Source organism: Marinobacter sp. GH_1 (genome assembly GCF_048595985.1).
Taxonomy (GTDB): domain Bacteria; phylum Pseudomonadota; class Gammaproteobacteria; order Pseudomonadales; family Oleiphilaceae; genus Marinobacter; species Marinobacter shengliensis.
Genome location: NZ_CP184460.1, coordinates 2,210,243 through 2,234,831 on the forward strand (window position 1 = coordinate 2,210,243; position 24,589 = coordinate 2,234,831).

At 56.8% G+C, this 24,589-nt stretch carries 17 protein-coding genes; 9 read left to right on the forward strand and 8 right to left on the reverse strand.

Annotated features, from left to right (window positions below; all coding sequences use genetic code 11):
* Positions 1 to 71 precede the first annotated feature (71 nt).
* Positions 72 to 626 (forward strand): PaaI family thioesterase, encoded by a 555-nt coding sequence (locus tag ACNSOI_RS10085; RefSeq protein ID WP_061332915.1) that lies wholly within the window; start codon positions 72 to 74, stop codon positions 624 to 626.
* Here the strand turns inward: ACNSOI_RS10085 and recQ are convergent.
* The gene (gene recQ, locus ACNSOI_RS10090; protein ID WP_420193942.1) at positions 617 to 2,488 is read right to left on the reverse strand and encodes a DNA helicase RecQ; all 1,872 of its coding nucleotides are present in this window, start codon (positions 2,486 to 2,488) and stop codon (positions 617 to 619) included. The two genes, ACNSOI_RS10085 and recQ, sit on opposite strands and share 10 nt — an antisense overlap.
* Before the next feature lie 170 nt (positions 2,489 to 2,658).
* On the opposite strand from recQ, the gene ACNSOI_RS10095 reads away from it, so the two are divergent.
* A complete protein-coding gene (locus tag ACNSOI_RS10095) occupies positions 2,659 to 3,864 on the forward strand; it encodes a 1-acyl-sn-glycerol-3-phosphate acyltransferase (protein WP_152438155.1) in 1,206 nt (401 codons plus the stop codon).
* Position 3,865: 1 nt separating this feature from the next.
* Here the strand turns inward: ACNSOI_RS10095 and glgP (ACNSOI_RS10100) are convergent, their stop codons facing one another.
* Genes glgP (ACNSOI_RS10100) through glgB form a run of 3 tightly spaced genes read right to left on the reverse strand, consistent with a single transcriptional unit; the run spans position 3,866 to position 9,804 of the window.
* Entirely contained in the window at positions 3,866 to 6,418 is a 2,553-nt protein-coding gene (glgP, locus tag ACNSOI_RS10100) for an alpha-glucan family phosphorylase (RefSeq protein WP_420193943.1), read from the reverse strand.
* Positions 6,419 to 6,451: 33 nt separating this feature from the next.
* Positions 6,452 to 7,918, reverse strand: a complete 1,467-nt coding sequence (gene glgA, locus ACNSOI_RS10105) for a glycogen synthase GlgA (RefSeq protein ID WP_420193944.1) — start codon at positions 7,916 to 7,918, stop codon at positions 6,452 to 6,454.
* Positions 7,915 to 9,804, reverse strand: coding sequence for a 1,4-alpha-glucan branching protein GlgB (glgB, locus tag ACNSOI_RS10110; protein ID WP_420193945.1), 1,890 nt, complete (start codon positions 9,802 to 9,804; stop codon positions 7,915 to 7,917). The genes glgA and glgB overlap by 4 nt, the downstream gene beginning before the upstream one ends.
* Before the next feature lie 205 nt (positions 9,805 to 10,009).
* Here glgB and glgC point away from each other — a divergent pair, with 205 nt between their 5' ends.
* The 6 genes from glgC (at position 10,010) to glgP (ACNSOI_RS10140) (ending at position 18,268) form a co-directional block, all read left to right on the forward strand.
* Positions 10,010 to 11,275: a glucose-1-phosphate adenylyltransferase gene (gene glgC, locus ACNSOI_RS10115; protein ID WP_420193946.1), complete on the forward strand. Its 1,266-nt coding sequence runs from the start codon at positions 10,010 to 10,012 to the stop codon at positions 11,273 to 11,275.
* Positions 11,265 to 12,992 carry a glycoside hydrolase gene (locus ACNSOI_RS10120; protein ID WP_420193947.1) on the forward strand — a complete coding sequence of 576 codons (1,728 nt, stop codon included), beginning with the start codon at positions 11,265 to 11,267 and terminating at the stop codon, positions 12,990 to 12,992. Before glgC ends, ACNSOI_RS10120 begins: the two co-directional genes overlap by 11 nt.
* Positions 12,989 to 14,464 carry a 4-alpha-glucanotransferase gene (malQ, locus tag ACNSOI_RS10125; RefSeq protein WP_152438161.1) on the forward strand — a complete coding sequence of 492 codons (1,476 nt, stop codon included), beginning with the start codon at positions 12,989 to 12,991 and terminating at the stop codon, positions 14,462 to 14,464. The genes ACNSOI_RS10120 and malQ overlap by 4 nt, the downstream gene beginning before the upstream one ends.
* A 122-nt stretch (positions 14,465 to 14,586) precedes the next feature.
* Entirely contained in the window at positions 14,587 to 14,976 is a 390-nt protein-coding gene (locus tag ACNSOI_RS10130) for a PilZ domain-containing protein (protein WP_152438162.1), read from the forward strand.
* A gap of 1 nt (position 14,977) precedes the next feature.
* Positions 14,978 to 15,748 (forward strand): SDR family NAD(P)-dependent oxidoreductase, encoded by a 771-nt coding sequence (locus ACNSOI_RS10135; protein ID WP_152438163.1) that lies wholly within the window; start codon positions 14,978 to 14,980, stop codon positions 15,746 to 15,748.
* A 15-nt stretch (positions 15,749 to 15,763) separates the two neighbouring features.
* Positions 15,764 to 18,268 carry an alpha-glucan family phosphorylase gene (glgP, locus tag ACNSOI_RS10140; protein ID WP_152438164.1) on the forward strand — a complete coding sequence of 835 codons (2,505 nt, stop codon included), beginning with the start codon at positions 15,764 to 15,766 and terminating at the stop codon, positions 18,266 to 18,268.
* Between the two features lie 6 nt (positions 18,269 to 18,274).
* Here glgP (ACNSOI_RS10140) and ACNSOI_RS10145 read toward each other — a convergent pair whose 3' ends face one another.
* Positions 18,275 to 19,693 carry a TrkH family potassium uptake protein gene (locus ACNSOI_RS10145; protein ID WP_152438165.1) on the reverse strand — a complete coding sequence of 473 codons (1,419 nt, stop codon included), beginning with the start codon at positions 19,691 to 19,693 and terminating at the stop codon, positions 18,275 to 18,277.
* Positions 19,694 to 19,954: 261 nt separating this feature from the next.
* Between ACNSOI_RS10145 and ACNSOI_RS10150 the strand changes: the two genes are divergently transcribed.
* On the forward strand, positions 19,955 to 20,494 hold the full coding sequence (locus ACNSOI_RS10150) for a porin family protein (RefSeq protein WP_152438166.1): 540 nt from the start codon (positions 19,955 to 19,957) through the stop codon (positions 20,492 to 20,494).
* 87 nt (positions 20,495 to 20,581) lie between these two features.
* Here the strand turns inward: ACNSOI_RS10150 and ACNSOI_RS10155 are convergent, their stop codons facing one another.
* The 3 genes from ACNSOI_RS10155 to kdpC are packed head-to-tail and all read right to left on the reverse strand — an operon-like array spanning position 20,582 to position 24,584.
* Positions 20,582 to 21,307, reverse strand: coding sequence for a response regulator (locus ACNSOI_RS10155; protein ID WP_152438167.1), 726 nt, complete (start codon positions 21,305 to 21,307; stop codon positions 20,582 to 20,584).
* Positions 21,304 to 23,982: a sensor histidine kinase gene (locus tag ACNSOI_RS10160; protein WP_152438168.1), complete on the reverse strand. Its 2,679-nt coding sequence runs from the start codon at positions 23,980 to 23,982 to the stop codon at positions 21,304 to 21,306. Before ACNSOI_RS10160 ends, ACNSOI_RS10155 begins: the two co-directional genes overlap by 4 nt.
* Positions 23,979 to 24,584 carry a potassium-transporting ATPase subunit KdpC gene (gene kdpC / locus ACNSOI_RS10165; protein ID WP_420193948.1) on the reverse strand — a complete coding sequence of 202 codons (606 nt, stop codon included), beginning with the start codon at positions 24,582 to 24,584 and terminating at the stop codon, positions 23,979 to 23,981. The genes ACNSOI_RS10160 and kdpC overlap by 4 nt, the downstream gene beginning before the upstream one ends.
* Between the last annotated feature and the right edge of the window lie 5 nt (positions 24,585 to 24,589).

A 24,589-nucleotide genomic window follows, 5' to 3' on the forward strand; every position in this document is an offset into this window, starting at 1 on the left:
TGTAAAAGATTCTTGAAGCACGCGCGTTCGGCTGTAATGATCCCAAAAAACCATTCTCTGGAGCCCTGAATATGGCACTCATTGATACACTTATCGGCACCGCTGGCCAGTGGGTAACCGCGAGCGACCCGAAAGCCACGCTTCTGCAGCCTGTTGCATGGCTTAAGAAAACCGGCAGCTATGCCACTGTTAACCGCCTGATTGGACTCGCCATTCCCTTCGCACCGCGAAACGGCTTCAGTGTCGAAGAGATGCGCCCCGGTTATGTTCGGGCGAAAATAAAGCTCAAGGGCAACAAGAACCATTTTGGCAGCCTGTACGCCGGTGCCTATTTCCTGGTGGCGGAAATTCCCGGTGGCGTACTGTCGCTGTTTGACTTGGGGCCTGCCTATACGCCGATCCTCAAGGAGATGACCCTCGAGTTCCTGCAGCCGGCCAATTCGGATGTCACGGTAGAGTTTTCACTGGCGCCGGAAGCGGTTGCCGCCATTCTGGCGGACGCCGATGCCACCGGCCGGGCGAAGTTCACCCTGGAAGGCAAGCTGAAAGACAAAGAGGGCAACCACGTGGCCACCTCGCTGGCCCATTACCGGGTGCGCAAGAAGGGTTTCAAGCCTCAGGACTGAGCAATTTCCCGCAGGGTTTGCAGGAAGACCTCGCCATATTTCTCCAGCTTGGCGGCCCCTACGCCGCTGACCTCTGCCAGTTGCTCCAGGGTTTCCGGGCGGCGTTCCAGCATATCGAACAGGGTGGTGTCGTGAAAAATCACGTAAGGCGGCACACCCTGTTTATCTGCCAGTTCCTTCCGGCAGGCCCGTAACGGATCCCAACCGGCCTGGTCGGTAATCTGCTCCCGTATTGCCGGGCCCGAGCGTTTGCCGGCCGATCTGGACGATGCGGATTTTTTGGCCACCGGGTCTTTGCGTAACTCGATAGCCTGTTCACCCTTCAGCAGCGGGCGACACTGCTCCGTGAGCTGCAAGGCGCCATAACCCTCCGGATCTGCCCGCAGGTAGCCGTTGGCAACCAGCTGGCGGAATACCGATTTCCATTCGTTAGCGGTGAGTTCGGTACCAATACCATAGGTGGAAATGGCCTGGTGGCCAGATTGAAGAATACGTTCGTTCTCGGAGCCACGCAGCACGTCAATCAGGTAGTTAACGCCAAAGCGCTGCCCGGTACGATACACACAGGACAGCGCCTTTTGCACGGCCACCGTGCCATCCCAGGTCTCAGGGGGCGTAAGGCAGGTATCGCAATTACCACAGGGCTGCTCCAGTTCATCACCAAAATATCGCAACAGTACCTGGCGGCGGCAGCGGGTAACTTCGCAGAGGCCAAGCATGGCATCGAGCTTCTGGCGTTCCACCCGTTTAAACTGGTCGTTGCCCTGCGATGCCTCAAGCATCTGTCTCAACTTAATGACATCCTGAAGGCCGTAAACCATCCAGGCGGTGGACGGCTTGCCGTCCCGGCCAGCCCGGCCGGTTTCCTGGTAGTAGGCTTCGAGGCTTTTGGGTAAATCCAGGTGGGCGACAAACCGAACGTCTGGTTTATCAATACCCATACCAAACGCAATGGTCGCCACGATGATAACGCCGTCTTCGCGCAGGAACCGTTCCTGATGGCGGGCCCGGGCTGTGGCATCCAGCCCCGCATGGTAAGGCAGGGCGGTGTAGCCTTTGTCCGCCAGCATCCTGGCGGTGGCGTCTACTTTGTTGCGGGACAGGCAATAGACAATCCCGCAATCACCTTCATGTTCTGCTTTAATAAAATCCAACAACTGGTTGTTTGCATTTGTTTTTGGTGTGATCCGATACTGAATATTTGGGCGATCAAAACCGCTGACAAAGTGCCGGGCAGTGGTCAGGGACAGGCGCTCGGCAATCTCTTTACGGGTTCGCTCATCCGCCGTTGCCGTCAGGGCGATCCGTGGGATACCCGGGAACTCCTGGGCGAGCATGCTTAACTGAAGGTAGTCGGAACGGAAGTCATGGCCCCACTGGGATACACAGTGGGCTTCGTCAATGGCAAATAACGATAACGACGCGTTGTGCAGCAGGTCGATGGTGCGCGGCTGTATCAGCCTTTCCGGTGCGCAGTAGAGCAGATCAAGCTCGCCGGTCATCAATGCGTATTCGGTTGCTCGGGCCTGCTCATAATCCATGGTGGAGTTGAGGAATGCCGCTCTCACACCGAGTTCCCGCAACGCAGCTACCTGATCCTGCATCAGCGCGATCAGGGGCGAAATAACAATGGCCGTGCCGGGGCGGACCAGCGCGGGCACCTGATAACAGAGCGATTTACCACCGCCGGTGGGCATCAGAACCAGGGCATCGCCACCATTTACAACTTCCTGAACAATCTCCCCCTGTAGCAGGCGGAAACTCTCGTACCCGAAAACCTCATGCAGTACCTGCTCCGGGCTGCGGTTAGCGGAGGAAGGCGGTTCGCGGGTCAGTTGCTCGAAGTCCTGGTCCGGATACATGGTGGTTGTCAGCCTTTGGGCGGGTGAAGTTCGGGGCGAAATGATACCAGATACTGCTGCTGGAGTGGTCAATACACCTTTTGGGATGGAGGCAAAGCGACAAGAGAAAGGATACAATAGCGCCCCTTCAGAGACTGTGATTAACCATTTCGAAAAACAACAGGGCATGCATGCAGGAATTTGACGCGATCCGACCTTATTCGGATGAAGAAACCGCCCCCGCGATTCAACGTCTGGTTAACGACCCGGATTTCCTGGACATGGTTGGCCGGTTCAAATCACCGGTTGCGGCCAAGTGGGCGCCGGCCCTGCTGAGAATGTTTGTGAAGCGCTGGCTGGTTCGGAATTTCGGCCACTACCATCGGGTGGATGACTTGCAGGCCGGCTTGTCCGGCTATGTTGGCGACCTGGTTGAAAGTACCACGTCCAGGGTGACTCATAGCGGCCTGGAAAATCTGAGCAAGAACTCTGCGCACCTGTTTATCTCCAACCATCGGGATATTGTGTTTGACCCGATGGTGGTGAACTATCTGCTGTTCCAGAACGGCTTTCACACCACCCGTATTGCCATCGGGGACAACCTGCTGGCAAACCGGGTATTCGCGGAGATGATGCGGCTGAACAAGAGTTTCGTGGTGCGCCGCAACATGACCAGCCCCCGGGAAATGCGGGATGCCTACCTGACCCTCTCCGGGTTCATCAATCACAGCATTGATACCAACCACAGCATCTGGATTGCCCAGCGCGAAGGCCGCGCCAAAGACGGCATTGATGTGACAGACCCAGCCATCATCAAGATGTTCTACATGAGCCGAAAGAAATCCGGGCTGGAGTTTGACGAGGCCATGAACCGGCTGCACATCGTGCCGGTTTCCATCGCCTATGAATACGACCCCTGCGATGCGGACAAAGCCCGGGAACTGGAGGTAAGGGCCAGAACGGGCAATTACCAGAAAGCAGAAGGCGAAGATACAAATCAGATCATGAAAGGCCTGACCGGGTACAAGGGCCATGTTCACGTGCATTTCGGCGCGCCGATCGCGGATGCGGAAGATAACCCGAGGGCCCTGGCGTCGCGGATCGATCATGAAATGCATGCCAATTATCACCTGCATGCGTCTAACCTGGTGGCCTATCAGATGCGGGGTGTTCACCCGGAAGCCCACGAGACACCTGGTAGTGTGAGCGAAAGTGTTGTGACAGCGGAAACCTGGTCACCGGCAGACCTGGAAGCCGCCAAGGCAGAAATGGAGCGGCGGCTGGAGGCCTGCGATGCGGCCATTCGCCCGTATCTGCTGGATATGTACGCCAACCCGGTGGTGAACGCCCTCGCCGCAAACGACATCGGCGAGGCTGTGCTGTCGCCGGCGGAGTGAGTCAGGCCCAGAGCATGGCACCCATCTCCAATGGGTGGGTGAGTGCGTCATGGTATGGGTACATACGCACCCGCAGGGTTTGCAGGCCCGGGTAGGGTGGTTGTACCCGGGTTTTGAACAGCGTCTGGCCCTCTTTTTCGCCATCCGGCTCCAGGAAAAAGCGGTCCGGGCCCGGTTCCGCATGGGTGCCAGCACATTCCGGCGTCACCAGACATTCAACCCGAACATCGCTGGGGGCCAGGCCATTCAGGCTAACGCCAATGCTCAGTTCCACGGATTCATCCCAGGCACACTGGTCATCCACGCAACCCCGAACGTGAATCGACACACCATCCCAGGCGGCTCTGACTCGTGCCTTCCACTCTGCGAGCTCAGTGGCCAGGTTAAAGCCATCGGCAGTCAGGCGTTTACCTTGCGCTGTGGCGGGCTGGTAATAGTTGCGAACGTAATCCATCACCATACGCTGCGCGTTGAATCTCGGCGTGATAGTCTTCATGGAGGCTTTTGAGCGGGTTACCCAACCCTTGGAGTAGCCCTGCGACGCACGGTTGTAGTAGAGCGGGATGATGTCCTGTTCCAGCAGATCGAGCAGGTCCCTGGCTTCTTCCCGATTGCGAAACTCCTGGTCCAGCCCGGTATCCCTTGGGGTAATCGCCCAGCCGTTGGTTTTGTCATAACCCTCTCCCCACCAGCCGTCCAGAACACTGAGGTTGAGGGCACCATTAAGCGCTGCTTTTTCTCCGGACGTACCGCTGGCCTCTTTCGGGTACTCGGGTGTATTCAACCAGACATCTACACCACTGAGCAGCCGTCGGGCCATGGCCTGGTCATAGTTTTCCAGCAGGATGATGTGGCCCATCAGGGAGGGCTGCATGGATAACCCATGGATGACTTTGATCAGTTGCTGGCCGGGTTGGTCCTGGGGATGGGCCTTGCCCGCGAACACCAGCACCACGGGGTGATCTGGATTGGTCAGCAGCCGTTCCAGCCTGGCCAGGTCGGAGAAAATCAGGGTTGCCCGTTTGTAGGTGGCGAAGCGCCTGGCAAAGCCGATAACCAGGGCGTCTTTCTCGGGCGAGGCCAGCTGCCGGGCCATGCGCTCGGTTACCGAATGCCCGGTGCCGTTTCGTTTGTGCTGGCGCTTGAGCCGGCGCACGGTGTACTCGGCCATCTGTTGTTTAAGCGCCTTGTGAACGCTCCAGTAGTGATAGTCCGGAATCTTGTCGATGAAGTGCCAGAAGTCCGGGTTCAGCAATTCGCTTTTCCAGGTTGGGGCGTGCATGTCGAACAGACTCGCCCACTCCGGCGCCAGGAAGGTTGGTACATGCACGCCATTGGTGATGTACTGGATCGGGTTATCCCTGGCTGGTACCTGGGGCCAGATATCCCCCTCCATCTGCGAGGCCACCCCGCCGTGAATGCGGCTGACGCCATTGTGAAAGCGGGAGCCGCGCAGCCCCAGACTGGTCATGTTGAAGCTGTCGTCGCCATTTTTTGAGCCCAGCGCAAACACTTCCGTAAAGTCCAGCCCTGACTCCTCTACATACGCCCCTAGATGATGGGCGACCAGATCCCGCGGAAAAATGTCGTGGCCAGCAGGTACGGGTGTATGGGTGGTGAACAGGGTTGACCCTGCAACGGCTTCCAACGCCGCACTGAACGGCAGACCTTCCGCCATAGCCATACGGCACCGTTCAAGAATCTGGAACGCGGCGTGGCCTTCGTTAATATGCCAGGCTGTCGGCTTGATCCCGAGTTCAGATAACACCCGCACACCACCGATCCCGAGCAGCATCTCCTGACTTACGCGTGTGCTGAAGTCGCCACCGTAAAGCTGCAGCGTCAGCGCCTGGTCGTCTGCGTTGTTGTCCGGCGTGTTGGAATCCAGCAGGTACAGGCGAATATGCCCGACCCGTGCCATCCAGACTTTCGCGTGGACATCGCGGCCAGGGAAGGGCACGGACACCGTCAGCTGCTTTCCGCCTCGTTCCACCGGGGTAATGGGCAATTCATCACTGGAATGGCTCTGATAGCGCGCGATTTGCTGACCCTGGGCATCAATGGTCTGGATGAAGTAACCCTGCTGATACAGCAACCCAACGGCCACGAACGGCAGACCCAGATCGCTGGCGGCCTTGCAGTGATCGCCGGCCAGAATGCCAAGGCCGCCGGAATAGATCGGAAAGCTTTCGTGGAAGCCAAACTCTGCACAGAAATAGGCCACCAGGCTGGTCTTTGGGTCGAGTGCTTCCAGAACACCGGCCCCTGGCTCGGATTCGAGGTAGGCATCGTAACTGGACAGTACACGGCGGTATTCCGCCATGAAGGCACGATCTTCCGATGCCTCATTCAGCCGGGTCTGGGACACCCGGCGCAGGAACAGTTTCGGGTTGTGCTCAACCTTTTGCCACAATCGAAGATCGATACGGGCGAAGAGGCTTCGTACCCCGTGATCCCAGCTATAGAACAAATCGTTAGCCAGAACCTCAAGCCCTTCAATAGCCTCCGGAATATGGGGGCGGGCTTCCAGCCGGAACTCCGTTGCCTTGTGCATGATCATGACCTCCTTGCGGCCACTGGCACTGTCTCAGTCATCGTGTATCCGGCCATTGCCGGTCAACAGGTTCTGATAAAGCGTTGCGTAATCCCTGGCGCGCTGTTTCCAGGAATAATCTGCGCTCATTCCGTTATCCTGCAGTCGCCGCCATGTCTTCCTGGTGCCAAGGGCCTGCAGGGCACGCTCCACCGCCTGGAATAGCGCATCGGGTGTGGGTTCCCGGAACACGAAGCCATTGGCTTGGTCGGCAGTGACTTCTGACGGGTCGAATACGGTGTCGTTCAGGCCACCCACACCGTGGACGACCGGTACGGTGCCGTAGCGAAGGCTATACATCTGGTTCAGCCCGCAGGGCTCGAAGCGTGATGGCATGAGAAACAGGTCCGCACCGGCGGTAATGCGGTGCGCCAGGCCCTCGTTGTAACCCAGGGTCAGTGACAGCTGCCCGGGCCATGCCCGTGCCAGCTCCTGCAGCCGCATCTGGTAGTGACTTTGGCCGGACCCCAGGATGGCAAACTGGCAGCCGCGTTCCAGCAGGGCCACCGTGATTGCCAACAGCCAGTCGAGGCCTTTTTGTTCCACCAGGCGACCGACAAAACCAAACAGGGGAGCGCCGCTGGCCTCAAGCTTGAGCTCCTGGGCCAAGCGCGCCTTGCACTGTTCCTTGTTTTTCAGGTGGCCGGGGCCGTAATGAAAGTCTAACCATCGGTCCTGTTCCGGGTCCCAGGCGCGGGTGTCTATGCCATTGAGAATGCCGTGCAGGTGACGGGAACGATGGCGCAGCAGGCCATCCAGTCCGTAGCCAAACCACGGTGTCTGGATTTCCTCGGCGTAGCCGGGGCTGACCGTGGTGATGGCGTCACTGAACACCAGGCCGCCTTTGATAAAGGATAGCTGGCCGTGGAATTCAAGCAGCTCCATACGCCAGAGAAAGTCTGGCAGACTCAGGGCCCGAAAGGTTTCCTGGCTGAAAAGTCCCTGGTAAGCCAGGTTATGAATGGTAAACACGCTCTTGGGCGGGTGCTGGGCGTTCTCCAGGAACACCGGGATCAGCGCTGCCTGCCAATCGTTGCAATGCACAATGTCGGGTTGCCAGGACAACCCGAGCTGCCCCAGAGCCATCATGGCACCGATTCGGCCGAAAAGATGAAAACGGTGAGCATTATCCCACCAGTCTTCACCATCATCGTTCTGGTAGGGGCTGTCGCCGGGGCGATCAAACAGCGCCGGGCAGTCCACCAGCCAGAGACTGACTGCCGTTCCGGGTAAACGTGTCTGCCACAAGGCAACGTCATACTGGCCATAACGGAAACGGGTTTTGCGGCGCGAACCTGCCCCCCGGGCGGCTGCCAGGGCAGCGGGATAACCGGGTAACAGTATCTGGCAATCATAACCAAGCTTGCACAGGGCCTCGGGCAGACTTGCGGAAACATCCGCCAGACCACCGGTCTTCACCAGCGGGTAGACCTCGCTTGTGGCAAACAGGATGCGGGTCATGGTGCTGCCCTCAGAATGATCAGCGCCAGGGGAGGCAGGGTTACCTCCAGAGAGGATGGCCGTGCCATCCACGGCTGGTCATCGGCGATTAATGGGAGAGGATTGCCCAGGTTGCTGCCGCCATAATAAGTGGAGTCGGAATTGAAGATTTCCTGCCAGGCCCCACCACTGGGCACCCCGATTCGGTAATGTCGGCGCGGGATGGGAGTAAAGTTGACGATGACAACAAGAACTTCCTGCTGCTGCCCACCCTTGCGCACATAACTGATCACCGATTGCGGCGAGTCGTGACAATCAATCCACTCAAACCCCGCACCGGTGAAGTTCCGGCCATGGAGGGCGGGCTCACGGCGATACAAACCGTTCAGATCCCTGACCAGCGTTTGAATGCCCCGATGCGCGTCGTGTTCAAGCAGGTGCCAGTCCAGCTCCCGCTTTTCGCTCCATTCACGGCGCTGGCCAAACTCACCACCCATGAACAGTAACTTGGCGCCGGGGTAGGTGTACATGTAACTGAATAAAAGACGTAACGAGGCCCGTTGTTGCCATTCATCCCCCGGCATTTTCTGGATCAGGCTGGACTTGCCGTGTACCACTTCATCATGGGACAACGGCAGCAGGAAGTTCTCGGAGAACGCATAAAGCAGGCCGAATGTGAGTTTTTCATGGTGATACTGTCGGTACACCGGATCTTGCTGGAAGTAACGAAGGGTGTCGTGCATCCAGCCCATGTTCCACTTCAGGTTGAAACCCAGCCCGCCAATTTCCGGCGGCCGGGTTACCCTCGGCCAGGAGGTGGATTCTTCCGCCATCATCAAAGTGCCCGGGAAGCGGCTTTGGCACACCCGGTTGAGATCTTTCAGGAATTCGATGGCTTCGAGATTCTCGTGGCCGCCAAAATCGTTGGGCAGCCATTCGCCTTCTTCACGGGAATAGTTCAGGTACAGCATGGAGGCCACGGCATCCACCCGTAATCCATCCAGATGAAAGGCGTCGAGCCAGAACAGCGCGCTCCCGATCAGGAAATTACGGACTTCGTGGCGGCCATAATTGTAGATCAGGGTACCCCAATCCTGGTGCCGGCCGCGGCGAGGGTCTTCATGTTCGTAAAGTGCGGTGCCATCGAAACGGGCGAGGGCGTAATCATCGTCGGGAAAATGCCCCGGCACCCAGTCCAGTATCACCCCGATGTTGTTCTGATGACATTGGTCGATAAGGTAACGCAGATCATCCGGGCTCCCGTAGCGGCTGGTGGGCGCATAATAGCCTGTGGTCTGGTAACCCCAGGACTCATCCAGTGGGTGCTCGGTAATCGGTAACAGCTCAATGTGGGTGAAACCGGTTTCCAGAACGTAGGGAACGAGCTGGTCGGCCAGCTCACGATAGGTCAGCCAACGGCCAGAGCCATGGTGTCGCCAGGAGCCGGGGTGTACTTCGTAGATACAGATTGGGCGATGCTGCCAGTCAAAACGGCTTCGTTTGTCCAGCCAGTCACCATCGCTCCAGGGGTATCGGCCACGCTCGGTGACCACGGCGGCGTTGGAAGGCCGATGCTCAAAAGCCTGACCATAAGGGTCAGTTTTGATGATCTCACCACGGGCCGTGCTGATCGCAAACTTGTATATGGCCCCGGGCCGGACACCCGGTATAAACAGAGACCAGACCCCCGAGCTTTCGTTCGCCCGCATCACGTGCTGGGCCGAACTCCAGCCGTTGAAATCACCAATCACACTGACTGACCGGGCGTTGGGTGCCCAGACGGCAAAACGCACGCCCTCTTTCCCGCTGACCCTGAGAGGGTGGGCACCCAGCACATTGTAAATGTGCCAATGGCGACCTTCGGCAAACAGGTGGAGATCGAACTCGCTCAAGGCAGGGCTTTCCATAGACCTTCGATTCCCGATCAGGATGGCAGGACAATGACCGTTATTGAACGCCGTTAGGCCTGTACAAAAAATGACCCAAGACAATATTACGTCATAATCTTCTGCTAGTGTTCTAATATTAGTATCAGTGTCAAATTGATGTCGACTCTCCCTTCATCTGAACAAACAGGGAAGGAAGGCCGCCAAGGTTTTCAGGGAAGGTGTCATGCATACTGCGAAGCGCTTCGTCAGCCGTCTTACACGACAAACTCTCGCTCTGGTTCTTGCCGGAGGGCGCGGTTCCCGACTCCATGATCTCACCAAGTGGCGCGCCAAGCCCGCCGTGCCTTTCGGCGGAAAGTTCAGGATTATTGATTTCCCCTTATCGAATTGCATCAACTCCGGCATCGCCCAGGTCGGAGTGATTACTCAGTACAAGTCTCATTCCCTGATACGCCATATACAGAGGGGGTGGGGCTTCATGCGTGGTGAGCTTGACGAGTTTGTGGAATTGCTTCCCGCCCAACAGCGCATTGAAACCTCCTGGTATGAGGGCACGGCAGATGCGGTATTACAGAATCTCGACATCATTCGCAGCCATGAACCGGAGTACGTGCTGATCCTGGCCGGGGACCATGTTTACAAAATGGACTATGGCACCATGCTGGCAGCTCATGTGGAGAATGAGGCCGACATTACCGTTGGTTGTATTGAGGTTCCGATCGAAGACGCTACGGCCTTCGGCGTGATGTCGGTGGATGATGAACTACGGATTACCGAGTTTGTGGAGAAGCCCGCAGTACCGAAGGCCATGCCAGGGCAACCCGATAAAGCCCTCGCGTCCATGGGCATCTACGTATTCAGTACCCGAATTCTTTTTGATGAATTACTGCGAGATCATAAGCTTAACAACGACTCTTCACATGATTTCGGAAAAGACATCATCCCGTCGGTCATACGGCGTCTTAATGTGTGTGCCTTTCCGTTCCGGGATCCTGTCAATAAAAAGCCGGCCTATTGGCGTGACGTAGGGACTATCGATTCACTCTGGCAAGCGAACCTTGAGCTGATAGACGTGAGCCCCGAACTGAATCTCTACGATGCCCACTGGCCGATCTGGACCTACCAGGAGCAGCTACCGCCGGCCAAGTTCATATTTGACGATGAGGACCGCCGGGGAACCGCCGTTGATTCCATGGTGGCCGGAGGCTGCATAGTGTCCGGGGCCCGAATTCGCCACTCCTTGCTGTTTTCACAGGTGCGTGTGCATTCGTTCACCACGGTTGAGGACGCTGTCATCTTTCCGGATGTAGATATCGGCCGGCATTGCCACATTCGCAAAGCCGTCATTGATCGAGGATGCAGAATCCCGAATGGCACCCACATTGGCTTTGACAGAAAAGCAGACGAAAACCGTTTTCATGTTTCACCCAAAGGCGTTGTTCTGATCACGCCCGAGATGCTCGGGCAGGATTACCCCCATGGACTCTGACCATCGCACCCCCGTTGTCCTTTGCTGGCATATGCACCAGCCCGTGTATCAGGACCAGCACACGGGCGAATTTCTGTTCCCCTGGGTCTATCTGCATTGCATCAAGGATTATGTCGATATGGCAGCGCACCTGGAGGCTCATCCAGAGGCCAGGGCCGTGGTGAATTTTGCCCCGGTTCTGCTGGAACAGATAGAAGACTATCTGGTTCAAATTGAGCGCTGGCGACACAGTGGTGCGGCTGTAGGCGACCCGGTGCTGGCAGCACTGGTGGCTGACTCCTTGCCCGAGCCCGGCTCTCCTGGCTTTCTTGAGCTGATGGAAAAATGCCTGAGAGCAAACGAAAACCGGATCATCAAGCGGTTTGCGCCCTATAAACGGCTGTCGGAACTGGCCCGCTTCTATCGCACCCGCCCGGACATCCAGCGATACATCTCACCGCAATTACTGGTGGACCTGCTGGTTTGGTACCACCTGGGGTGGATGGGCGAAACCGTGCGTCGTACTCACCCGGTGATCCAGACCCTGGAGGAGAAAAGCCACCAGTTCACCATGGAAGACCGGAGAGCGTTATTGGACGTCATCGAAGAGCTGATGGCTGGCCTTGGCCCCAGGTACCGCCACCTTTCGCAAACTGGCCAGGCCGAGTTAGCCATGAGTCCCTGGGCTCACCCTATCGTACCGCTGTTACTGGATTTCGGTTCCGCCAGGGAGGCCATGCCGGATATCCGTATGCCCGAACATTCGACCTATCCCGGCGGCAAGGACCGGGCGGACTGGCATATTCGTATGGGACAGCAGGTATTTCAGCGGTTCTTTGGTGAGCAGGCCGCAGGCTGCTGGGCGTCTGAAGGTGGCCTAAGCCAGAGTACCCTGGCATTGCTCAGTGAACACGGCTTTCAATGGACCGCGAGCGGCGATTCCGTTGGTCACAACAGCTTTCGCCTGGCTAAAGAACAGGGGGCGCTGAACAAGGAGCCTCCTATTCACCGTCCTTTCCTGTTCGGGGAACAACCGGTAACCGTGTTTTTCCGCGATGACGGTTTGTCGGATCTGATCGGATTCAATTACGCGGATTGGCATGCGGAAGATGCCGTTGGCGACCTGGTCCATCACATGGAGAATATTGCCAGTAACCGCAAGGCAGGGGAGTGCCCGGTTATTTCTGTGATTCTTGACGGTGAGAACGCCTGGGAATACTACCCGGAGAACGGCTACTACTTTCTGGATGAGCTATATCGGGTATTGAAAAACCATAAGACCCTGCGGCTGACTACCTACCGGAACCTGCTGAACGAGCCGGTGTGCGACCCCGTGAAATTGCCGCACCTTGTGGCCGGAAGCTGGATTTACGGCACTTTCTCAACCTGGATTGGTGACCCGGACAAAAACCGGGCTTGGGACCTTCTTTGCGAGGCCAAACAACACTATGACCGTGTTATGGATAATGGCAGCCTGACGGCCGAACAGAAAGAAAAGGCCAGCTACCAGCTTGGCCTTTGTGAGGGGTCGGATTGGTTCTGGTGGTTTGGTGACTACAACCCGGCTCCGGTGGTTCGGGATTTCGAACATCTTTATCGCCGGCATTTGGCCAACCTCTACGACAACATTGGCTACCCGGCGCCTGCCCGCCTGTTCCAGCCAATCAGCCAGGGTGGGGGAGAGCCTGCGCGGGGCGGCGCCATGCGCCCGGGGCATGAGGCCGGGGGGCTGGAATGACTGGAGCACTGACACCGGCACCGGTATTTTCCCGTCGTCGTGCAGGTGTGTTGCTACACCCGACTGCCTTGCCAGGAAATGACGGCAAGCTTGGGCAACAGGCCCGGAGCTTTATTGACTACTTGGCAGACGCAGGCATAACGGTTTGGCAAACCCTGCCAACAGGCCCTACCCATTCCGATTTATCCCCTTATCAGTCGTTATCCGCCCACGCCGGCAACCCTGAGTTTATCGACCTGTCGGAGCTTGTTTATCTGGATTTGCTCAGTACCGATGAGCTTGCGCGCGAGGCCAGGGCCCGCGCCCTTGAAATCGCAGCCGGGCGTTTTCTAGCGGCCACCGGCCCAACGTCCGTAACCGCCAACCAGGACACTTGGCGACAGTTCCTGTCTGACCACAAAGCATGGCTGGATGACTTTGCTCTGTTCATCGCCATCCGGGATGCCCATGGCGGGATTCCCTGGCACGAGTGGCCAATGCCGCTGCGGCGTAGGGAACCATGGGCCCTTGAGGAGTTCAGAGCCCGGCACTGTAACGCCATCGAACAGGTCTGTTTTGAACAGTTTATTGGTCACTTGCAATGGCAGGCAATGCGCCGCTACGCCCGGGAACGGGGGGTGCTGTTGTTCGGAGATATCCCCATTTTTGTCGCCCATGACAGCGCTGATGTCTGGGCCCACCCTGACATGTTCAAGCTGGATGCTCAGGGCCAGCCCCTGGTCGTTGCTGGCGTGCCCCCGGACTACTTTTCTCCCGATGGTCAGCACTGGGGTAATCCACTTTATGACTGGCAAGCCATGGCCGGTGATGGTTATCGATGGTGGATAGATCGGCTGGCCAGCCAGCAGGAGAAGTTCGACCTGCTCAGGATTGATCATTTCCGGGGCCTGCAGGCATTCTGGGAAATTCCTGCGGCAGATGCCCGCCCGGTGAACGGACACTGGGTGGCGGGCCCGGCCGATGCCTTCCTGTCAGCGTGTTTTGAGCAACTCCCGGAACTGCCGCTGGTTGCAGAAAACCTTGGCATCATAGGGGCCGATGTCGAGGCACTTCGGCAGCGGTTCAACTTGCCCGGCATGACGGTCATGCAGTTTGGTTTTGACGGTAGCGCAAGCAACCCTCATTTACTTCATAACCATAAAGAGCATGACCTGGTGTACACCGGTACTCACGACAATGACACCACCCTGGGCTGGTACCAGAGCCTGGATGAACGTACCCGGGATCACGTAAATCAGTACCTTCGGCTCACCGACGACAACGTTCCAAGGCAGATTATCCAGGCGGCGCTGGGGTCTGTCTCAGGGCTTGTGATGATTCCCATGCAGGATCTTCTCGGTCTGGACTCCAGTGCCCGCTTCAACACACCTGGCACAACTTCCAATAACTGGATCTGGCAGTTGCCAGAGAACTATCAATCGCTGGCGCGGTCTGATTCCCTGCGGTCTATGGTCAACATCTACGGACGTTAAAACTGACGATTGGTCATTAATTGATCAGCATCAAGATGGTTAAACCTTGACCAGTTTTAAATGCAAGCAGCGGGTGTGTTTATCGAAGGGTATTTTACGTTGAGTAAATGCAGGGGGATATCATGGAGCATCGGCTTAGCCAGCGCATTGAGGGTGAATTACCTATACTGGTGTACAAAAGGGGAATGCCGGTAGCCACCGGGAAAATCCAGGACGCATCCCGGCGAGGATTGTTTGTGGCGACCGATTACGCCGACATCCGGTTGAACCAGCCCATTCAGCTGGCCTTCAAGCTCCCGGATCAGGGACGGGATTGCCACCGTGTGCTGAAGGCGCACGTTATTCGCCGCTCTTCCGGCGGACTTGGTTTGGGGTTTGATGGCACGGATAACGAGGTGGACGTGATTACAGAGTTGGTCCAGTGGCTGCAGAACCAATATTTGCTAACTGGATTCAGGGTAGAGGGCGGCACAGACCGCACCCACAGAATCGCCGCAAGAAGGAATGGATAACATGGCACGATTAGCAGGCAAGGTAGCAGCAGTGACAGGCGGAGCCGTTGGAATAGGCAAGGCCGCGGCTCAACGTATGGTGGAAGAGGGCGCAGCGGTTGGCATACTGGATGTTCTTGACCAGGCCGGTGAAGCGCTCGCCACGGAACTGGCCGCCAAGGGTTACAAGGTGGCCTATTGGCATTGCGATGTAGCAGACGAGGCCCAGGTAAAAGAGGCTATCAATAGCGTTGCGGATAAATTCGGCAAGCTCGACGTATTGGTGAACAATGCCGGTATATCCGGCACCAACAAACCGACCCATGAACTGACAGAGGAGGAGTGGGACAGGGTCCAGGCGGTTAATGTGAAAGGTGTTTTCTTCTGCACGAAGCACGCGATACCGCACATGAAAAAAGCGGGCAGCGGCAGCCTGATCAATCTTTCATCCATCTACGGCCTGGTAAGCGCTCCAGATGTTCCGCCTTACCACGCGTCGAAAGGCGCGGTGAGATTGATGACCAAGACCGACGCGATGATATATGCACCAGACCGGATTCGCGCTAATTCGATTCACCCCGGATTCATCTGGACGCCCATGGTTGAGAATCACCTGAAAACCACCGGCATGGACCCGGAAGAAGCCAGGCAGGCGACTGCGGCCTTGCATCCGTTGGGCCACATGGGTGAGCCGGACGACATTGCCTGGGGCATCGTTTACCTGGCGTCTGACGAGTCCAAGTTTATCACTGGCAGCGAACTGGTTATCGACGGCGGCTACACGGCGCATTAACACCGGGCCAAGATCATGACGCTCGCTGCATACACCATGCGGGCCCTGCCAGCGCAGCTGTCGGGGCTTATTCCACTGGCGCATGATTTGCGCTGGAGCTGGCACCATGGCAGTGATCAGCTATGGCGATTGCTGGATGAAGATGTCTGGGAGTCTACGCAGAACGCATGGTTGGTGCTCAACAGCGTGTCTTCTGAACATTTACTGGCTCTGGCGGAGAATCCCGAGTTCCTCGAGGTTTACCAGGCCCAGATAAGTCACCATCAGGCACTCAACGCGGCAGATACCTGGTATACCGATACCTGCGATGGCCAACTTGGTGAGGGCGTTGCCTGGTTCTGTATGGAATACGGTGTGTCTGAGGCTTTGCCGTTGTACAGCGGCGGCCTCGGCGTACTGGCGGGAGATTACCTCAAAGCTGCCAGTGATCTCGGCGTGCCGGTGATGGCGGTCGGCCTGCTGTTCCAGCAGGGTTATTTTCGCCAGGCCCTGAGTGCTGACGGCGAACAACTGGAGTTTTACCCCTACAACGACCCAACCATGCTGCCGGTGGCACCTGTGAGAGACCCAAGCGGAGAGTGGGCAAGGGTGACGGTTCCGTTCCCGGGACGGGACGTTCGATTAAGGGCCTGGAAAGGCCAGGTCGGCCGATGCGAATTACTGCTGCTGGATGCAAACGACCCCCGTAACGAACCCGGCGACCGGGGCATCACCAGTGAACTCTATAGTGGCGACCCCGAAAAACGTATTCAACAGGAAATGGTACTGGGTATTGGCGGTTGGCGATTGCTGGAGCTATTGCAGCGCAAGCCTGCCGTATGCCATATCAACGAGGGACACAGTGCACTGGCGTTGATCGAACGTGCCCATTGCTGGCAGAAGGCAAATCAATCGGATTTTGCAACGGCCCGACTGGCTACCCGCGCCACCAACTTGTTTACCACCCATACCTCGGTGGCCGCCGGTTTTGATCGATTTGCGCCGAAATTGGCAGAACTCTACCTCTCCCCCTGGCTTTCCGAGAACAAAAACTGCCTACAGAACCTCATTGAAATCGCCAACGGTGGCAGTCGCGATCTGAACATGGCTGGCGTTGCGCTTGGGATGAGCGGCCGCTTTAACGGTGTAAGCCAGATCCACCGCAAAGTTACCCAGGCAATTTTCCAGCACTGGTTCGGGCGCTGGCCTGCTGACGACATCCCGGCCGAGTTCGTGACCAACGGCGTGCACACTCCCAGCTGGGACTCACCGGAATCCGATGCTTTGTGGACCAGGGCGTGCGGCCAAGAGCGCTGGCGCCGGCCGTTAACACAATCCTGCCCGCTGCAGCCCATCACCGACAACGAGCTTTGGCAGATGCGCAGGAACCAGCGCAAACGGCTGGTCAGTTATCTCCGCAAACGCCTGCGAAGCCAACACTGCGAACACAAGGTTGGTACCAGTGTCGAGGCCGCGTGCGGCCTGCTGCTAGACCCGGAAACCCTCACGCTCGGGTTTGCCCGACGTTTTACAAGCTATAAACGCCCGGATCTCCTGCTAAAAGACCCAGAAAGACTGCTGGCGTTACTCTGCTGCCGCGACAGGCCACTTCAGATTGTTTTGGCAGGCAAGGCCCATCCTCATGATCAAGCCGGAAAAGAGCTTATCAAACGCTGGAAAGATTTCTCCAGGCGCCCCGAGGCAGAGGGCCGGGTAGTGTTCATTGAGGACTATGACCTTGCCGTGGCCAACCAGCTTATTCAGGGCGTGGATGTGTGGCTCAATTGCCCGAGGCACCCCTGGGAAGCCTGTGGAACAAGTGGTATGAAGGTGCTTGTGAATGGTGGCCTGAACCTGTCCCAATACGATGGTTGGTGGGCAGAAGCCTGGAACGAGAACGTGGGCTGGGCCATTCGGCCTGGCGCCACTTTTGAAGAACTCAGCCATTCCGACCAGCATGATGACGCCGACGCAAACGAACTCTTCGAGTTGCTGGAGAAGCAAGTGGTACCCGAGTTCTACCAGCTCAACGGCGAGGGATTGCCGGCGAACTGGTTACAACGGGTGCGAGCCAGCATGGACCAGTTAACGGCCAGTTATTCCGCCAATCGCATGGTTCGGGAATACGTTGATGCTTTCTACCTGCCGATGATTGCCAAGGGCCATCAGAGGAACCCTGAAACCGCCAGACAATTGCTTCAATGGCAGCAACAAATTGCCCAGCATTGGGCAAGATTGCGCTTTGGAAGACTCACCAGCCAACAGGAAGACGGCACACGGGTGTTTACCCTAGATGTGTACCTGGACGGACTAAGCCCAGAACAGGTGATGATCGAGCTGGTGGCTGAGGCTTCGGAACACGGTGGGCGCATTGTTCAGCCTATGAAGCTTGAACGAAGCCTGCCCGGCGCTGAAGACAGCTACCTGTTTTCAGTATCGGTACCAGACCGGCCGGAGGATCACTACACTCCAAGGATTCGCCCACACCACCCGCTGCTTCATATCCCGTTAGAGGATCAGCACGTGCTCTGGTATCGCTAATGGGCGTTAGCCGCGCCAGAACCCGGGTGAAAGCACGATCACCACACTGAGAATTTCCAGCCGGCCCATCAGCATACCCACCGACAGGATCCACTTGGCGGCATCCGGCAGGGGAGAGAAGTTACCCGACGGACCAATAATGTCACCCAGCCCCGGGCCAACGTTGGTTAAAGAGGTGAGGGCGCCAGACAGGGCTGTCACGAAATCGAGCTGAAGTGACGCCAGCAGCACCGTGATAATCAACAGGCACAGCAGAAAAATGAAGGTGTAGGCAATCATCGATGAAATAATCTCGTCGCTGACCGCCCGCCCATTGTAGTTCCGGGTGAAGACCGCCCTTGGGTGAAGCAGCCGCATCAGCTGTTCCCGAAGAATGATCAGCGACAGTTGGAAACGGAAAATCTTCATGCCGCCAGAGGTCGAGCCGGAACAGCCGCCTACAAACATCAGAAAGAAGAACACCACAAAAGCCAGTGGCCCCCAGGCGGCGTAATCTTCCGATGCGTAGCCTGTTGTGGTGACCACCGAGGTTACGTTGAACAGCGTTGCTACGTAATTATGCAAGGGATCAAACGGGATCGGCGACACCCACCAGCGGTAGAGCGTGAGCAGCGCAGGAACCGTAAAGAGAATTGTCAAAAACAGTCGAACTTGCTGATCTTTAAACAGAACACCGTGTTGCCCATGCATTTCACGAACGAATAAAAAGAACGGCAAACTGCCAATGATCATGAACAACGTGGCTTCCATCAGGATCAGATCGCTGAACTTGCCCATCGACAGATCAGAGGTGGAGAAACCACCGGTGGCAATGCTGGTCAAGCCGTGATTAAAGGCATCAAACAGACTCATGCCGGACAGCCAGTAGGTAACCACCGCAACCACCGAGAACACCAGGTAAACAATCAGCAGGCCACGACTCAGCGTTTTCATGCGCGGCAAGGCTTTGTCTGTCCATTCAGACGATTCTGTCGCGAACAGCCGCATACCACCAACGCGCAGGAACGGAAGCACCGCAACGAACATTCCGATGATACCGATGCCGCCGATCCATTGCAGGATGGACCGCCAGAGCAGCAGATCCCGATCCATATCATCAAGACCGCTGAGCACCGTGGCACCCGTTGTGGTAATGCCGGAGGTACCCTCAAAAAACGCATCCGCTGCAGAAATACCGTTGCCACTGAGGTAAAAGGGAATAGATGAGAGCAGGGCGATGATCAACCAGCTGGAGACGGTAAGAACAAACATGTAGCGGGGCTTGAGATCCCTGGGTTGCCGATACATTGACAACACACCGGCCGCACCGAGCAGGAATACTATTCCGGCAGACTGGGCGAAGGCTACCGCGTTTGGTACATCCTCACCTGCAAGTGCCAGAAGAACAACCGGTAAAGTCATGAAAACACTGAGAAGTATAAACATGACGCTGATAATAAAAATAACAGGGTAAAGGTTTCTCAAGGTGCGCCCGCGCCAGCTGACAAAGAGACGGCGTCAGGATACCCGCGGTACCGGGCTTCCGCAAGGAAACAGGCGAACGCACGGGCCATTAACACCAAATTAAATCCCTGTAAAAGCAACGTAAATTCGGAACCTGGCTATGGCAAACAGCGTCTCTGTGATGCAAGTTGTAAAAAGGAGCGTTACTCATCAGCTCCCCATAAGGAACAAGGAGAACCGGTTATGAACGTAAGAAAGAATCTGTTACTCGCATCGGTTGCGTCTGCAGGCATCGCTATGGCTGGGGCTGCATCTGCGCAGGATATGTATAAGTCTGGCGTGGGCAGTTTGTACGCTGGCTTGAACTATACCTTTATGGATGTGGACTTTGACGGCTTCGGCAGCGCTGATGTTGGCACTCTGTCCGGTAAAGTGGGCGTCATGGCCAACGAATTTCTGGGCATAGAGGCCCGCGCCGGTTTTGGTGTAGACGATGACCGCCTGTTCGGTCAGAAAGCCAAACTTGATAACTTCTTTGGTGGATACGCCACCATTAACATGGCAAACCAAAGCCCGGTAACTCCGTATGCCGTGGTTGGTTTCACCAGAATCGAGGCCGAAATTGGTCCCCAGACCGATGACGACTCTGACTTTTCCTACGGTGCGGGTGTGAATTTCAAGTTTGCACAGAATCTGTCAGGAAACCTGGAGTACATGCGCTACTACGATGATAGTAACGTGACGGTTGATGGTATTGGTCTGGGTATACAGATGAACTTCTGAGCCAGAATTAACCAGGCGATTGCCCTCCTGCAATGACCAAAACAGTGTGTTGCGGGAGGGGCGTTGAGGCGCCTCCCCTAATGCGATTCAGGAGATTCCCAGAAACCGGTAACCGACGCCGGGTTCAGTCTGAATATAGCGCTGCTCTGTTGGATCGTCCCCCAGTTTTTGTCTGAGCCTTCCTATCAAAATTCTCAGATAGTGAGTATCGGTGGTATGTGTCGGGCCCCAGATATCCTTTAACAATTGCGACTGAGTGACGATCTTTCCAGACGCAAGCAGCAGGACCTTCAGTACGGCAAACTCCTTGGGTGTCAGCCTGACAGGGTCACCGCTTACCGTGACTTTGCGCATAGCTAGATCAATATTAAGCTCACCGTTATCAAAAATGGCCGAGGTTTCAGGAGCTACTGCGCTTTTTCCTTTCTGGTGTATGCGCAACTGGGTTCGAACTCGTGCAAGGAGCTCATCGATGCCAAACGGTTTTGTGACGTAGTCGTTCGCGCCAAGATCCAGGGCTTTTACCTTTTCCAGTTCCCGATCCCGCACCGAAAGAATGATAACCGGAGCTGATGACCACTCCCGCAAACCGGCCAGCACCTCTGAGCCATCCATATCCGGAAGCCCCAAATCCAGAATTACGAGATCCGGTGAGTGCCTCGCGCAAAGCCCCAGCCCGGCCTCTCCATTCTCGGCTTCAAGCAGTTCGTAGCCTTCCGTTTTCAGGCTGATGCGCAGGAAATGACGTATTTGCGGTTCGTCATCGATGATCAGAATGCAGGGCTTTTCCCGGTTATGTGCTGGTGTAGTCATTCACTGGATTCCCGATTAGACTCTCGCTCAGGCGATTCTATCAGGGGCAGGGCTATTTCGATGGTCGCACCGACACCATTTTCGCCAGCCAATGCCTGAATCCGGCCACCATGAGCCGCAACCATGCCGTGACAGATAGCCAGGCCAAGCCCGCTACCATGAGGGCCCCGGTCTCCTTCGCCGCCTGTGAAGAACATATCGAATACCTGGCCCCGCTGGTTTTCTGGTATGCCCGGTCCCTCATCCGAAATCGCTATGATTAATTCGTCTTCCTTCCTGCGGGCGAGGATAGACAGCGTTGAGTCATTGGGCGCAAACTTGGCGGCGTTCTCCAGCACATTGACCAATGCCTGCTCAATAAGCGCCGGATGCACGAAAAGCAACGGAAGGTCCTCTTCTACCTCCCGTTCGACACGGACTTTCGACATCAGGTTTCTGGTGCGCCTGAGCGCTGACGAAAGGATGTCGGTGAAAGCAATCCAGTCCCGTTCGATCTTGAGGGTGCCATGGCCCAGTTTGGTCATGTCCAGCAGATTCCGGATGTAGCGATCCAGACGCTCGCCTTCACCGAGCACTGAATCCAGAAGGCTATCGCGATCCTCGTCCGAGAGCCGGTCGAACATCGATTTCAGCGTGCTGGCAGAGCCAATCATGGAGGATAACGGTGTCCTCAGGTCGTGGGAGATGGAAGATAGCAGGGCAGAGCGCAGCCGTTCGGTTTCCTCTGCCACCCGTGATGCTGACAGATTGGCCGCCAGGCGGGTACGAAACCATGCCAAACCCAATTGATGCACGTAAACGTTGATGGCCAGGCCCCGGTAGTACTCCGGGGTCATATCCTCCACTCGAAAACCGAGTACGCCGTAGACTTCACCGTCTGCTTCAATCGGTTCAAAGCGCCAGGAAAGGCTGTTCAGCGTGTCAGAAAAAGCACCGCTGGGTTTGGCGTTACGGATGGCCCAATCAATGGCCGATCGTGCCGCATCGTTTAGTAAGTGAGAGGGGCCGCCCTGAACCACCACTTCAATTGCATCATTTTCAGGGCTCCGTTGGGCGATAATCAGAGGAAGCTTGAGCTGGGCATAGAGAGCCTCGACCGCCTCGGTCTGGACAGAGGTGATATCAGGCGCGGAGGCGAGCCTGCGGGTAAACTGCAGATGAGCATCAGTGAGATCATTCGAGGCGCGAAGCATCTGGACCTGGTCCCGCAATCGGCCGGCAAGGTTACCTCCCATGACAGCGATAATCAGGAAGAACACCACGGTCAGCAGCTCATCCGTATCGGCCATCTGGAAGGTCAAACGGGGTTCTGTGAAGAAAAAATTGTAGGTCAGAAAGCTCAGAGCCGCCGTAAACAGGGCTGGCCGAATACCGGTTCGGGCGGCCACCCACAATACAGATGTCAGAAATATCAGGGACAGGTTGCCCAGCGGAAGAACGTTTTGCATTCCCATTGCAATGGCGGTTGCAGCAGCCACGCTACCGACGGCCCAGGTATAGTCACTCCATCTGACCGGATGGCCGGCGGCTTCAGCAAGCCGACGCCGTTGTTTTCTTGGCACTGGTATAAAGGTAACTTCAAAGGCCTCAGCCTCTTTCAGCAACTTACGACTGGTGGATTTTCGTAGGTGCCACCAGCGATTGTGGGAGCGGCCGAGAATCAGGGTTGTGACGTTTTGCTCTCTTGCGAAGGCCAGGATTTCTCCGGCCACGTCGTATCCGCGTAGCGTTCTGACCTCTGCGCCCAGGCGGGTGGCCAGGTCGAACACTTTTTCCAGCCGTTGGCGTTCGTCGGCGCCTGCCCGGCCACTGTCCACGGTGACCACGGTCCAGGGCGCTTTCCGTCGCTCGGCGAGTCGCCGTGCTGCCCGAACCAGGGTTTCACCCTGCCCAGACCCGTCTACGGCAACCAGCATTCGGGCGCGGATGTGCCAGGGACCTTCGATGCCACGGGATTGCATGGTTTCACGGACATCCGAATCCAGCCGCTCGGCGATTGCCTGGACCGCCATTTCCCGTAGGGCAGATAGGTTTGAAGGTGAGAAGTACCCCTCCATCGCTGCCCGAGCCTGTTCAGGCACGTAAACCTTGCCCTGTTTCAGGCGTTCAAGCAGCTCCGAGGGTGTCAGGTCCACGAGCACGATGTCCCGAGCCCGTTCAAGAATTGAATCGGGTACGGTTTCCCGCATCCGCACGCCGGTAATACTGGCCACTACGTCTGACAAGCTTTCCAGGTGCTGAATATTGATCGCTGTCCAGACAGTAATACCTTGGTCGAGCAGTTCCTCAATGTCCTGGTAACGTCGTGGATGCCGGGAGGTAGGGATATTGCGGTGGGCCAGTTCGTCAAGAAGCAGAACCTCCGGTTTCCGCTCCAGGGCGGCATCGACATCGAACTCCCGGAAGTGTTTCCCGGCGTACTCAACTTCTTTTGCCGGGAGCTGCTCAAGGCCCTCACAAAGTGCGAGCGTATCGGCTCGCCCGTGAGTTTCCGCCACACCCACGACTATATCCACACCCTGACGCTTCAGCTCATGGGCCGCCTGGAGCATCTGATAGGTTTTCCCCACCCCCGGGGCTGCGCCCAGAAAGATCTTGAGCCCGCCGGCGGAATCACGCTCCTGGGCTTTCAGGAGCGCGTCCGGGTTGGGGCGATTCGGATCGCCATGATTCAATCGTTCAACTCCTTGCCATCCAGTGCCAGATTAATCTTGAGAACGTTAACTCGCGGCTGGCCAAAAATCCCCAGGGTAGGCCCTTCCGTGTGCTCCGCAATCAATTCATTGACCCGCGCAACCGGAATGTCACGAGCCATGGCCACACGCTCGGCCTGTATCATAGCCGATTCTGGCGAAATGTGAGGGTCTATGCCGGAGCCCGACGCTGCCAATAGGTCCGCAGGGATGGACGTCGGGGCAATACCCTCCCGCTCGGCAACGGCCGCGGAATCCTCCGCAACGCGGACCCTCAACTCCGGATTGCTGGCCGCGTAATTCGAACCTCCGACGGAGAACGGATCATAACTGGCCGCGGAAGGCCGACCATGGAAGTACTCGGGGGCGACGAACCGCTGACCCACCAGTTCTGATCCGACGATCTTGTCGTCCACGTTGATCATGCTCCCCAATGCCTGATGGGGAAACATGACTTTTCCGGCCGTTGTAACCAGCAGGGGATACAGTCCGCCACACAGTAGGATCAGGACAACGGCGGCGCGCACCGCAGGGAGCCAGGAAGCGGACCGGGTGACGGCCCTGGTTTTTGAATCAGTCATCATGTCAT